Origin of the sequence: Ruminiclostridium hungatei (assembly GCF_002051585.1) — a bacterium.
GTDB lineage: Bacteria > Bacillota > Clostridia > Acetivibrionales > DSM-1351 > Ruminiclostridium > Ruminiclostridium hungatei.
This window is the reverse complement of the sequence record NZ_MZGX01000003.1, coordinates 119,143-131,017: the sequence shown is the minus strand read 5'-3', so window position 1 is coordinate 131,017 and position 11,875 is coordinate 119,143. Positions and strand designations below refer to the sequence as shown.

The following is an 11,875-nucleotide window of genomic DNA, read 5'->3' as shown; positions in this document are numbered from 1 at the left end:
ATATAACTAGAAAAAGGACTGATATGTATGATGAGGCCGATGAAACTTGCGGGAAGCGAGTTGATGTTCGGAAGGGGGGCGCTTGAGCACCTGAAGAGCCTTAAAGGAAAGAAGGCTTTTATTGTCACCGGTGGCTCAAGTATGAAAAAGAGCGGAATTTTGCAGAAAACCATGGATTATTTAAAAGAAGCGGGAATAGACAGCTCTGTTTTTGAAGGAGTTGAGCCCGATCCAATGTTCAGCACGGTTTATAGGGGTGCAGAGGCCATGAGGCGGGAACAGCCGGATATAATAATCGGTTTGGGGGGCGGTTCTGCAATGGATGCAGCAAAGGCCATGTGGGTGTATTACGAGCATCCCCGATTGAAAACCTTAAAGGATATCGTTCCTCCGAATCCTGTCCCAAAGCTGAGAAATAAGGCCATATTGGTCTGCATACCGTCAACCAGCGGAACAGCCAGCGAGGTAAGCCGCTCTGTGGTCATTACAGACGATGATACGCATATAAAATATGGCATAGGCAATATGGAAATGATGCCGGATATCGCTATCTGCGATCCTGAAGCAACTGCTACAATGCCTGCAAAAATTACGGCAGAAACAGGTATGGATGCACTGACCCATGCTTTGGAAGCACTTGTGTCAAAGAGGGCCAACTACCTGAGCAATATATTGGCAAGGAATGCGGCGAGGGATATAATACTTAATCTCCCCAAGGCATATTCCGACGGAACCCATATGGAGTACCGGGAGATTATACTGAATGCTTCCATGACCGCAGGACTTGCATTCACAAATGTATCTCTTGGTATTGTACATTCCATGGCTCACACACTGGGCAGCTATTTCGGCATATCCCACGGGCTGGCGGATGCAATAATACTTCCATATGTCATGACCTTCAATCTGGAGGATAACACAGCAAAAGCTGCATATTCAGAGCTGGCAAGGGAGCTGGGTGCCGTTGATCTTATAAAGGTGGTTACCGACCTGAACAAGTTTATAGGTATTCCTTCAAATATCTCAGAGCTGGTTCCGGACGAAACAAAATATATGGAAATGCTTGGAGCCATGGCAGAAATGGCCTTGAAGGACGGATGTACAAAAACAAATCCCGTTATACCTGACCTGGGTCAAATGCAGATATTATTTAAGAAAATATATAGAGCACAGGAAGTGTAAATACAGCTTTTGGAGGTTACTGTGAAACTGATATGCTATTTATCCAATGGATATCCAACAATAGAGTCAAGCGTTGAAATGGCTGAAAATTATATTCAGGCAGGCTGCGATATTATAGAGGTTGATTTTCCTTCTTCCGACCCTTATCTTGAGGGTGAGTATATAGCCAACCGTATGAAGGAGGCGCTTGAGGCCTGCAATGACTACAGCAGGTACATGGAGGGCATTGTAAAAATTAAAAATACCCATCCCGGAGCAAAGTTCATACTTCTCTCATATGAGAACACCATCCTGGAAATAGGACTGGAGCGGTTTGTGAAATTCTGCACGGATAATAATATGAAGGACCTTATCTATGTTGGAAGCCATAATGAGGAAGTAAAGAGCAGGCTTGTTGAAAACGGTATAAAAATATCCTGCTATGTGCAGTTCCATATGGACGAAAAGGAGGTCCGGGCTGCCAGCCTGTCAAACGGTTTTGTATACATGCAGGCAAAGCCCACCACAAACAATATCAATCCTGCGTATCCCACTTTGAAGCACTGCATAGATCACCTGAAAGCACAGGGAATCGACAGAGAGATATACTGCGGTGTGGGCATTTACACTCCGGAAGACATTCAGATGGCAAGAGATGCGGGAGCAGATGGAGTTTTTGTAGGCAGTACCGTACTTAAACTGCACGATGATATACCAAAAATGAAAGAAACAATAGCATTGTTTAAGAAAACCTGCAGTAAATAAGCTGCAAATCATTTGCTGCCATAAAGCCTGTGCAGATAGCCGGAAAGGGAACTGTATCCCGGCGTTTACACAGGCTTCAAATATTTGGCGGCATATTAATACCTCCTCCGGGATATTTAAGTAATTTTGTAAAGAAAAATAATATGGTAAAAAAATATTGCCTATTTTAAATAAATGTGTTAAAATACAACATTGTATGTGGAAAAGGTTTTTCCGTACAAATAAATATTTACATCCTTGCTCTGTACTCTTGATACAGAGCCGTAAAGTCCGAGGGGAGGTGACCGGTAATGTTAAAAAAGTATGAAACTATCTTTATAGTCAATTCAGAGGTTGGAGAAGAATCCACAAAGGCCCTAGTTGAAAAATTTAAGAATATTCTCGAAACTTCAGCTCAGCTTGAAACTATTGATGAGTGGGGTAAAAGAAAGCTTGCTTATGAAATAGATGACAAGAACGAAGGTTATTATGTGCTTGCTAATTTCTCATCTGAGCCAAGTTTTCCGGCTGAATTGGAAAGAGTTTACAAAATCACTGAAGGAATCCTTAAGTATATAATAATAGCTAAGGACTAATAATGAAGAATGGCTTAAGTGATACATTTTGACTTCACAAGGGAAAAAGTATCATATATATGCTATTGTCTACGTGCTCAGTGCATTAGCACGCTACACGTGAAGGGAAGGTTAGTATGAACAAGGTAGTATTAATGGGAAGACTTACCAAGGATCCTGATCTGAGATACACAAGTGGAAATAACACGGCAGTTGCAAGCTTTTCCATTGCTGTAAACAGACGTGCTACTGCAAAGGAAGGTCAGCCTCAGGCTGATTTCATAAATATCGTAGCATGGAACAAGACTGCTGAGTTTTGTGGAAAGTATTTCACAAAGGGAATGCAGGTGGCTATTGTTGGAAGGCTTCAGACCAGAACCTGGGATGACAATGAGGGAAAGCGCCATTACGTTACGGAAGTGGTAGCTGATGAAACCTATTTTGCCGACAGCAAGAGAAGCGGAGAGGCGGGAGGCGGAAGTCCGGCACCCAGAACTTATACCGAAAATCCTGCATCATCAGGGGATGGTTTTTATCCAATGGATGAGGACGATGAGCTCCCATTTTAAGCGTAAGCTTAAGGTGGTCTTAATGTAAAAATTCAACGAACGATTCATAAATTATAATCAGTACCATAGACATGGTACATGAAAGGAGGATTTTCAAATGCCAGGACCAAAGAGAGATAACAGAAGAAACGATAGAGCTGATTATGATAAGGGCGAAGGCAAAGGCGGCATGAGAATGAGAAGAGCAAAGAAGAAAGTTTGCGCATTCTGTGTTGACAAGGCTACCGATATAGATTATAAAGATGTTTCCAAGCTTAGAAAGTACGTTTCTGAAAGAGGTAAGATTCTTCCCAGAAGAATATCAGGAAACTGTGCCAAGCACCAGCGTCAGTTGACAGTTGCCGTGAAGAGAGCAAGACACATTGCTTTGCTTCCATATACTGCGGAATAATATAGAAAAGCCTGCTAGCTTAATTGGCTTATGTAATAAATATGGGAAAATATAATTTATAGTAAAAAACCCGTCCGGATTTTCAGCCGGACGGGTTTTTTAACATCATATCTGTCTAAATTCTTGACTCCACAACACACAAAAAGTCATATATGGGCTTCAATTCCTTAAAACCCTTCTTTAATACCTGGGGAAGCTCCTTTGAAAAAGCCAGCTCAAAATTGTTTTGTACAGCCTCGAAATAAATGTTTTTTCTGTCCAGCCAGGTTCTGATGTTCTCAGGCTGCTCAGGATATTTGCTCCTCTTGTACGAATCTCCTCCAATAATAAACGTATTCTGGGCTTCGTAATACTTCTGGGCCATAAGAAAGGCCGGATGCCCGTTTACTATCATTTCGCGCATATTTGCCATGGAAGACGGTTCAGCACCGTAATAGCCTATTCCATAGCTGGAACCCTTCTGGTCTATTCCAAACCAGAAACAGGGGGCTGTGGACATAAGGGATTTATCTCTGAGAAAAACCAGCCATACATTGTCTCTGTAAAGGGTCTTATCCTTTGTAAACCGGGTATCCCGCCTGACTCTTGAAATAAGCTTTGAGGGAAGAGTAATAAGCTGGCTGTCGATTTCAAGCATAGTAGGGGCAAGCTCGGTTATCAGCTCTGCAAAGGGATTATATACATATTTTTTATAGTCGGCCTTGTGGCTGTCATACCAATCCTTGCTGTTGTTCATTCTATTTTCAAAGAGAAAGCGAAGCGCATCTCCCGTAATACCTCCAAAACTCATATACATCTCCGTTCCGCCGCTATGCAGCATGTAAGCAGTAAGTTCAAACACCTGTTCTTTTTTTATTTTGACAGAAATAATGTTAAAAAGCAATAACCAACATTCTTGTTGGAAAAATAGGCAAAGAATGATATTATATATTATTGTCGGATTAGATTTTTATATAATATTGTTAAAATAAAGGATGGATATTTTAGGTAGATGGATAAAAGCATTGGTTTTTTAGGGCCGAAGGGGACCTTCTCTCATGAGGCTGTCGAGGCGTATAAGGCTGAACACAATAAATCATATGATTTAAAGGAATATTCATCAATTAATGATGTTTTATCTGCTCTTAAGAACGACCAGGTGGATGAGGCAATCGTACCTATTGAAAATTCTCTTGAGGGTGCCATTAATGTGACGCTGGACGTGCTGGCGAAGGAAGAGGATTTGTTTATAGTTGATGAGTTTATAATACCTGTAAATCTGAACCTTGTGGTAAAGCCGGGAACACAGGCGGAAAATATCAGCGTAATCATGTCACATCCACAGCCGCTGGGGCAGTGCAGAAACTTCCTGAATGCCAGATTTCCCGAAGCGGTGCAGCTTGAGGAAAACAGTACGTCAAAAGCGGCGCAGAGGGTGGTTGACGGCGATGGTACCTGTGCTGCTGTCACCTCCAATATTGCTGCAAAAATATATGGTCTCGAGGTGCTGGAGAGAAATGTCCAGGATGTGGAAAACAATCACACAAGATTTGTTATTGTATCCAAGTCCATAAGCGCCCCTACGGGGTTTGACAAGACCTCCATAGTGTTTTCAACCGATAACAGGCCGGGAAGCCTTTACAGGATATTGGACATTTTCAGTCTGTGGGATATAAATATGTCAAGAATTGAGTCAAGGCCTTCGAAAAATGCCCTGGGGCAGTATATATTTTTTATTGATATAGACGGTCATATCAATAATCAGGATGTATTTGATGCATTGACCATGGTAAAGAGAAAAACTTCATTTTACAAATTTATTGGTTCTTATCCCGCGTTTACGGGTAAAATATAACAAGCTGGCAGACTAAAATTTCTGTTCAGCCTGTGGGTTTTAGTTGGGAAATGAAGTCAAATAACCTCAAAAGTGGTATAATTTAGGAACGAATCACTAATTGTACCGGTGCCGCATGCTATGGGAGGTTAAAATGGCTTTATTTGAAAATCAACTGGATATTACCAGGAATGTTAAAATTATTGATTGGCTGAAAAGCGAGCTTCTGACGGATGTTGCCAATTTATTCAAGGCTCTGGTGAACGGAGTCCGCGAAGAGGTATCCGATACGCTGTCAGACACACTGGCCAACATTATTTTAATCTGTTACCTGCTGGGAAAACGATTTGGAATTAATTATAGAGCGATTGAAACAAAAATCGAAAATAAGATCAGGCTGGGTCTTGTTGAGAACCATGATGTTGAAAAATATTATGGTGACCTCTCTGAGCTGTCAAAGCATTTGAACGGTGCCAGAAGCAAGAGGCAAGGGGCCTAGGAAGTGTTCTGCAAGAGGAGATTTTAGATGGATAACAAAAAACTATCACGCATTTTTATACCAAAAGCCGGTTTCTATCTTTTGGTAATTTTATTCTTGATTGTGATAATTACAATATTAAATCCATTAGTGGCTATTCCGGGGTTTGTCCTGTTTATTTTTCTTGTTATATACAACTACAAATCAAACCACATAAGGAATAGAGAAATAACAAAATACATAGAGACACTGACCTTTAACATTGACTGTGCAACGAAGGATACTCTGCTTAACTTTCCAATGCCGCTGGTGCTTGCGGAGCTGGACGGCACCACTGTCTGGTATAATTCCTCCTTTAAGGGCATTTTTGAAGATGACAATTTTCTGCAGAGGACTGTGGCAAATCTTGTTACTGAAATACGGCCTCAGCTTACAGAAGGGGACAGCATCAATATCTCAAAGGATGTGACCATCAGCAGCAGGTATTATTCAGTGCTGGGAAATCTTGTGAAGGTAGATGACAATAACGATAAGGAAAGCGTTATAATAATGCTTTACTTTGTTGACAATACCGACCTGATAAATGAAAGGCAGCGGTTTGAGGACAACAAAAACACGGTGGGCGTCATTGTTGTTGATAACTATGATGATCTGATGCAGAGCCTGGAAGATTCGAAAAGGCCTCAGATGATGGCTGAGATTGAAAAGAAAATCACCAGTTGGATAAGCCATACGGGAGGTATCCTGAAGAAGTTTGAAAGGGACAAGTATTTGTGTATTCATGCCTTTAAGTATTTAAAGGAGCTGGAAGAGAAGAAGTTTGAAATACTTGAAACCGTCAAGGAGATAAATCTAGGGAATAAAATTCCTGTAACGCTGAGTATAGGTATGGGCATCAATGCACCCACCATAGTGGAAAATCTTCAAAATGCCTATGCAGGTATAGATATAGCACTTGGCAGGGGCGGAGACCATGTGGTTATAAAGGACGGCGACAACTTCAGATTTTTCGGAGGCCGGAACAGGGAGCTGGAAAAGCGGACAAGGGTAAAGGCCAGAGTTATAGCCTATGCACTCAGGGGGTTGATAGACCAGGCACCTTCGGTGCTTATAATGGGGCATGAAAATGCGGATATCGACAGTCTGGGTGCGGCTTTAGGCATATACAGGATAGTAAAGAGCCGTGATAAGCGGGTGAATATTGTCTTGAACCATTCCAATGCAAATATTGATTCGGTTTTAAACAAGCTTGCAAAGGAGCCTGAATACAGCAATGTTTTTGTGGGCAGGAACGAGGCGCTGGACATTATCACCAAAAAGACACTGCTTATAGTGGTGGATACCCACAGGCCCAGCTTTACAGAAACACCGGAACTGCTTCGCATGACAGACCAGATTGTCATAATAGATCATCACCGGCGCGGAGCCGATTTTATACAGGATGCAGTACTATCCTATCAGGAGACCTATGCGTCCTCCACCTGCGAGCTTGTGACCGAGCTGCTGCAGTATCTTGAGGAAAAGATCAGGCTGACCAGCATAGAGACAGAAGCCCTGTATGCAGGGATAGTGGTGGATACCAAAAACTTTATATTCAAAACAGGCGTCAGAACCTTTGAAGCAGCTTCTTATCTGAGAAGACAGGGAGTGGACACTGTTTCGGTTAAACAGTTGTTCCAGAATGATCTGAAAACCTATATAGCAATATCAAATATAGTAAAAGATGCTGAAGTAGTGTATGATAATATTGCAATATCCACTTGTCCCACAAATATAAAAAACGCCCAGTTGATTGCGGCCCAGGCCGCAGATCAGCTTTTGAGCCTGTCAGGTCTTGTTGCCGCCTTCGTGCTCAGTTATCATGAGGGTGAGGTAATTATCAGCGGAAGGTCCCTGGGTGAAATAAATGTTCAGATGATTCTTGAAAAGCTGGGCGGGGGCGGGCATTTGACCGTGGCGGGAGCGCAGATTGAGAACGTATCGATCCAGGAGGCCAAGGAAAGCCTGAAAACCGCTATATTTGAATATATCGACAGTCTGAACAAGGAATAAATACAAATACGGAGCCGCTGTGCGGCTTAAGCCATAGCACGGCGCGGGAGGTTAATATGAAGGTTATATTAAAAGAAGATGTTAAGGGTTTGGGTAAGAAGGAGCAGATGGTTGAGGCCAGTGACGGATACGCCAGGAATTTTTTGTTTCCCAAGGGACTTGCTGTTGAAGCTACCGCTGCAAATATGAATATAATGAAGACAAAAAAGGAAGCAGAGGCCCATAAGAAGGAAAAGGAAATAGCCCAGGCCAGGGAGCTTGCCAATAAGATAAAGAACATCACAGTAACCATAAAGGTCAAAGCCGGTGAAAACGGCAAGCTTTTTGGCTCCATTACCAGCAAGGATGTGGCAGAAACCCTGAAAACCCAGCACAAGCTGGATATTGACAGGAAAAAGCTTGTAATGCCTGAAGCTATAAAAGCTATAGGGACTTTTGAGGCAGAGGTCAAGCTTTATCCGGAAATCAGTTCAAAGTTTACTGTTAAAATAGAAAGCTTGTAAAGAAGCGACCAGGGAATCAGGGGTAATAATTACTGTTATTAGAATGGGGAAGAGATATGGAGTTAGGAACTCTTGGGAGAATTCCTCCTCAAAGCATAGAAGCCGAGCAGTCGGTTATTGGCTCCATGCTGATTGACAAGGAAGTAATTCCGGTTGTCATGGAAGTTCTTAAACCGGAGGATTTCTACAGACCAGACCACAAGGAAATTTATGATGTAATCATTGAACTTTTTGATAGAGCCCAGCCTATAGATTTGATCACCGTCTCCGAGAGGCTGAAGCTTCATGGCAAGCTTGAGCTGGTGGGCGGGCTGGAATACCTGACAAATATAGCCACAGAGGTGCCCACTACTTCAAATGTAAAGCACTACGCAAAAATAGTTGAAGAAAAATCTTTGCTGAGAAAGCTCATAAGGGCATCTTCCGACATTGTGGAGCTGGGTTTCAGTGCCTCTGAAGAGGTGTCCTTTATTTTGGACAAAGCGGAACAGAATATTTTTGATATTCTTCAAAAGAGAAGCTCCCAGGGTTTTGTACCAATAAAAGATGTACTTGTAGACACCTTCAACAAGCTTGAAGAGTTATATAATAACAAAGGTCATATTACCGGTATTCCCACCGGTTTTTCAGACCTGGATTTTAAAACCTCGGGACTGCACAACTCGGATCTTGTCCTGGTCGCTGCAAGGCCTGCCATGGGAAAGACGGCCTTTGCCCTGAACCTGGCCCAGAATGCCGCGGTTCATAGTGGCATACCGGTTGCAATATTCAGCCTGGAAATGTCAAAGGAGCAGTTGGTCAACAGAATGCTCTGCAGCGAGGCTATGGTGGACAGCAACAAAATGAAGACGGGTCAGCTCGAGGACAACGACTGGCAGAAAGTGGCCAGAGCCCTGGGACCGCTGTCGGAGGCACCCATATTCATAGACGATACGCCGGGCATTTCGATTACCGAAATAAGGGCTAAATGCAGAAGGCTTAAGCTTGAACATAATCTGGGACTGGTGGTTATTGATTACCTGCAGTTGATGCAGGGGAGCAAGTCCAGAGGCGAGAACAGGCAGCAGGAGATATCGGAAATTTCCCGCTCTCTTAAAATCCTGGCAAAGGAAATAAATATTCCTGTCATATGCCTGTCTCAGTTGAGCCGTGCCGCTGAAACCAGAACAGACCACAGACCTATACTCAGTGACTTGAGGGAATCAGGAGCAATTGAGCAGGATGCCGACATTGTTATGTTTTTGTACCGTGATGACTACTATAACCCCGATACCGAGAAGAAAAACATAGCAGAGGTTATTCTGGCCAAGCACAGAAGCGGTTCCACCGGAACGGTTGAGCTGGTGTGGCTGGGGCAGTACACAAAGTTTGCAAATCTTGAGAAATTCAGGCAATAAAAATAATGGTCATATGATTTTTATTCAGATTTTCCTTAACAAGAGGATTTATAATGCTGAAACAACAGGTTCTGGATACAATTAAAAAAAATAGGCTGATTAATTATGGAGATGGTATCGTGGTGGGAATATCCGGGGGGTATGACTCAGTATGCCTTCTCCATATTCTGTATTCAATAGCGGAAGAATACTCGCTGAAGCTTTATCCCGTCCATGTAAATCACATGCTCCGGGGTGAAGAGGCAATGCGGGATGAAAGCTTTGTGAAGGATCTCTGCGGCAAAATGGGACTGGAAGCCGTCGTGGAGAGGATTGATATTGCAAATAAAGCCCTCCTGGAGAAAATATCTCTGGAGGAGGCGGGAAGAAACGCAAGATATGAGATCTTTAACAGGGTACTTGAGGAAAAGTCCGCCCACAAAATTGCTGTAGCCCACTCGAAAAATGATCAGGCAGAAACCTTGCTTATGAGACTTTTCCGGGGTACAGGCCCTGAAGGACTTAAAGGCATAGAGTATAAAAGGGACAATATCATAAGGCCGCTGCTGGATGCCGAGAGAGGCAGCATTGAAGGATATGTTGACGGCCGGGGCCTTGAAGCAATCACAGACAGTTCAAATCTTCATACTGATTTTTTCAGAAACAGAATCAGATTAAAGGTACTTCCGGAAATAAATGCTGCGGCAGGGGCCGACATTACAGATAATTTGCTGCGTTTATCAAAAATTCTTGTAGCAGATGAAGATTATTTACGATATAATTCTGAATTATACTATAAAAGAGCTGTAGTTGAGAAAAGATGCGATTTTGTAGAATTGGATCTGGAGAGTTTGTCCCAGCTTCATCGTGCCGTTTGCAGCCGGGTGCTGAGGCTTGCTTTTTCCGAGGCCAGCCAAAGAACAACCGGACTGGAATACATCCACATTGACAAGCTTCTCCAACTGATTGCGGGCGGACGGACAGGTTCAAGGCTTGATCTGCCGTTTGGCTATATGGCGGTCAAATCCTATAGTACCATAGCTATACAAAAACATACTGATCATGAAATTGAAAGGTTTGAGTTCCTGCTGAGCCCTCCCTGTGAGATTGAAATAAGCGGTACAGGCTGCAAAATTAAAGCAGAAATACATCATTTTGATTCAATTGAGCAATGCAGGAAGTTTTTAAGTAAGAAACAGGACTCTGACACAGAGTTTTTTGATTATGACAAAATAGAAAATAGACTCTGTGCGGACAAGAATTTTCAATTAGTGGTAAGAAACAGGCGGGATGGTGATATTTTCAAGCCTTTGCGGGCAAATGGAACGAAGAAATTGAAAGAATACTTTATCGACATAAAAATTCCTAGAGAACAAAGGGACAGCTTCCCACTAATTTCCATAAATAAGGAGATTATTTGGATTATAGGAAATAAAACAAGTGATAATTATAAAGTAACTGATAATACTAAATCTGTATTAATGATTACTTATATGAAATTTGAATAACGGGCTTATAGAGAAATTTTCCTGGGGCGGCACAAATGCCGGAATGGGTCAAATAAGAGATGATTCAGGTTAAAACTTAACAAGGGGGATAAGTGGCACATGGACGACGTAGTTGAGCGCGTACTGATAACGAAAGCGGAGCTGGACAGGCAGGTTGAAGAACTGGGCAGCCGCATTTCAAGGGACTATGAAGGAGAGGAATTGGTCATAATCGGGGTTTTAAAGGGCGGATTTATATTCCTTGCAGATTTGGCAAGAAAAATCAGCATACCGGTTGATTTGGATTTTATATCTGTTTCCAGCTATGGAGACTCATCCAAATCCTCAGGAGTGGTAAAAATCATCAAGGATGTGGATATAAATATATCCGGGAAGCATGTATTAATTGTTGAGGATATTATAGACACCGGCCTTACATTGAACCATCTTGTAGAACTTCTTAAAACCAGAGGACCTCTCAGTGTGGAAATCTGCGCAGCCTTGGACAAGCCGTCCAGGAGAAAGGCAGAAGTCCAGGTTAAATACAAGGGGATAGAAATCCCGGATGAATTCGTTATAGGCTATGGTCTTGATTATGCCGGAAAGTACAGGAATATCCCGGAGGTATGCATTCTCAAAAAGGAAATTTACCAGAAATAATTAAAAAAGTGGCAGACAATTGAGTTTGTTGTGTTTTATAATTGTATATGCTAATATAATATATAC

General features: G+C 42.4%; 13 protein-coding genes. 12 read left to right on the top strand and 1 reads right to left on the bottom strand.

What is annotated here, in order from left to right:
* The first annotated feature begins 27 nt into the window (after nt 1–27).
* The 5 genes from CLHUN_RS03120 to rpsR all read left to right on the top strand — a co-directional run bounded on the left by CLHUN_RS03120 (nt 28) and on the right by rpsR (nt 3,440).
* Entirely contained in the window at nt 28–1,182 is a 1,155-nt protein-coding gene (locus CLHUN_RS03120; protein ID WP_080063107.1) for an iron-containing alcohol dehydrogenase, read from the top strand.
* 21 nt (nt 1,183–1,203) lie between these two features.
* Nucleotides 1,204–1,926 carry a tryptophan synthase subunit alpha gene (gene trpA / locus CLHUN_RS03115; protein WP_080063106.1) on the top strand — a complete coding sequence of 241 codons (723 nt, stop codon included), beginning with the start codon at nt 1,204–1,206 and terminating at the stop codon, nt 1,924–1,926.
* Nucleotides 1,927–2,216: 290 nt separating this feature from the next.
* The gene (rpsF, locus tag CLHUN_RS03110; RefSeq protein WP_080063105.1) at nt 2,217–2,501 is read left to right on the top strand and encodes a 30S ribosomal protein S6; all 285 of its coding nucleotides are present in this window, start codon (nt 2,217–2,219) and stop codon (nt 2,499–2,501) included.
* A gap of 116 nt (nt 2,502–2,617) precedes the next feature.
* Nucleotides 2,618–3,049, top strand: a complete 432-nt coding sequence (locus CLHUN_RS03105; RefSeq protein ID WP_080063104.1) for a single-stranded DNA-binding protein — start codon at nt 2,618–2,620, stop codon at nt 3,047–3,049.
* A 97-nt stretch (nt 3,050–3,146) separates the two neighbouring features.
* Entirely contained in the window at nt 3,147–3,440 is a 294-nt protein-coding gene (gene rpsR, locus CLHUN_RS03100) for a 30S ribosomal protein S18 (protein WP_080063103.1), read from the top strand.
* A gap of 115 nt (nt 3,441–3,555) precedes the next feature.
* Here rpsR and CLHUN_RS03095 read toward each other — a convergent pair whose 3' ends face one another.
* The gene (locus tag CLHUN_RS03095; protein ID WP_080063209.1) at nt 3,556–4,230 is read right to left on the bottom strand and encodes a DUF2461 domain-containing protein; all 675 of its coding nucleotides are present in this window, start codon (nt 4,228–4,230) and stop codon (nt 3,556–3,558) included.
* A gap of 201 nt (nt 4,231–4,431) precedes the next feature.
* On the opposite strand from CLHUN_RS03095, the gene pheA reads away from it, so the two are divergent.
* The 7 genes from pheA (at nt 4,432) to hpt (ending at nt 11,809) form a co-directional block, all read left to right on the top strand.
* Nucleotides 4,432–5,274 (top strand): prephenate dehydratase, encoded by an 843-nt coding sequence (gene pheA / locus CLHUN_RS03090; protein ID WP_080063102.1) that lies wholly within the window; start codon nt 4,432–4,434, stop codon nt 5,272–5,274.
* A 133-nt stretch (nt 5,275–5,407) separates the two neighbouring features.
* The gene (locus tag CLHUN_RS03085; RefSeq protein ID WP_080063101.1) at nt 5,408–5,752 is read left to right on the top strand and encodes a MazG-like family protein; all 345 of its coding nucleotides are present in this window, start codon (nt 5,408–5,410) and stop codon (nt 5,750–5,752) included.
* 27 nt (nt 5,753–5,779) lie between these two features.
* Nucleotides 5,780–7,783: a DHH family phosphoesterase gene (locus CLHUN_RS03080; RefSeq protein ID WP_080063100.1), complete on the top strand. Its 2,004-nt coding sequence runs from the start codon at nt 5,780–5,782 to the stop codon at nt 7,781–7,783.
* Between the two features lie 56 nt (nt 7,784–7,839).
* Nucleotides 7,840–8,286: a 50S ribosomal protein L9 gene (gene rplI, locus CLHUN_RS03075; protein ID WP_080063099.1), complete on the top strand. Its 447-nt coding sequence runs from the start codon at nt 7,840–7,842 to the stop codon at nt 8,284–8,286.
* A gap of 56 nt (nt 8,287–8,342) precedes the next feature.
* On the top strand, nt 8,343–9,683 hold the full coding sequence (gene dnaB, locus CLHUN_RS03070) for a replicative DNA helicase (RefSeq protein WP_080063098.1): 1,341 nt from the start codon (nt 8,343–8,345) through the stop codon (nt 9,681–9,683).
* A 53-nt stretch (nt 9,684–9,736) separates the two neighbouring features.
* On the top strand, nt 9,737–11,170 hold the full coding sequence (gene tilS / locus CLHUN_RS03065; protein WP_080063097.1) for a tRNA lysidine(34) synthetase TilS: 1,434 nt from the start codon (nt 9,737–9,739) through the stop codon (nt 11,168–11,170).
* Between the two features lie 99 nt (nt 11,171–11,269).
* Nucleotides 11,270–11,809: a hypoxanthine phosphoribosyltransferase gene (gene hpt / locus CLHUN_RS03060; protein ID WP_080063096.1), complete on the top strand. Its 540-nt coding sequence runs from the start codon at nt 11,270–11,272 to the stop codon at nt 11,807–11,809.
* Nucleotides 11,810–11,875 lie beyond the last annotated feature (66 nt).

Coding starts and splice junctions, on each gene's coding strand:
- CLHUN_RS03085 (WP_080063101.1), top strand. CDS start 5,408: ATGGCTTTATTTGAAAATCAACTGGATATTACCAGGAATGTTAAAATT.
- rpsR (WP_080063103.1), top strand. CDS start 3,147: ATGCCAGGACCAAAGAGAGATAACAGAAGAAACGATAGAGCTGATTAT.
- dnaB (WP_080063098.1), top strand. CDS start 8,343: ATGGAGTTAGGAACTCTTGGGAGAATTCCTCCTCAAAGCATAGAAGCC.
- pheA (WP_080063102.1), top strand. CDS start 4,432: ATGGATAAAAGCATTGGTTTTTTAGGGCCGAAGGGGACCTTCTCTCAT.
- rplI (WP_080063099.1), top strand. CDS start 7,840: ATGAAGGTTATATTAAAAGAAGATGTTAAGGGTTTGGGTAAGAAGGAG.
- tilS (WP_080063097.1), top strand. CDS start 9,737: ATGCTGAAACAACAGGTTCTGGATACAATTAAAAAAAATAGGCTGATT.
- rpsF (WP_080063105.1), top strand. CDS start 2,217: ATGTTAAAAAAGTATGAAACTATCTTTATAGTCAATTCAGAGGTTGGA.
- CLHUN_RS03120 (WP_080063107.1), top strand. CDS start 28: ATGATGAGGCCGATGAAACTTGCGGGAAGCGAGTTGATGTTCGGAAGG.
- hpt (WP_080063096.1), top strand. CDS start 11,270: ATGGACGACGTAGTTGAGCGCGTACTGATAACGAAAGCGGAGCTGGAC.
- CLHUN_RS03105 (WP_080063104.1), top strand. CDS start 2,618: ATGAACAAGGTAGTATTAATGGGAAGACTTACCAAGGATCCTGATCTG.
- CLHUN_RS03080 (WP_080063100.1), top strand. CDS start 5,780: ATGGATAACAAAAAACTATCACGCATTTTTATACCAAAAGCCGGTTTC.
- CLHUN_RS03095 (WP_080063209.1), bottom strand. CDS start 4,230: ATGAGTTTTGGAGGTATTACGGGAGATGCGCTTCGCTTTCTCTTTGAA.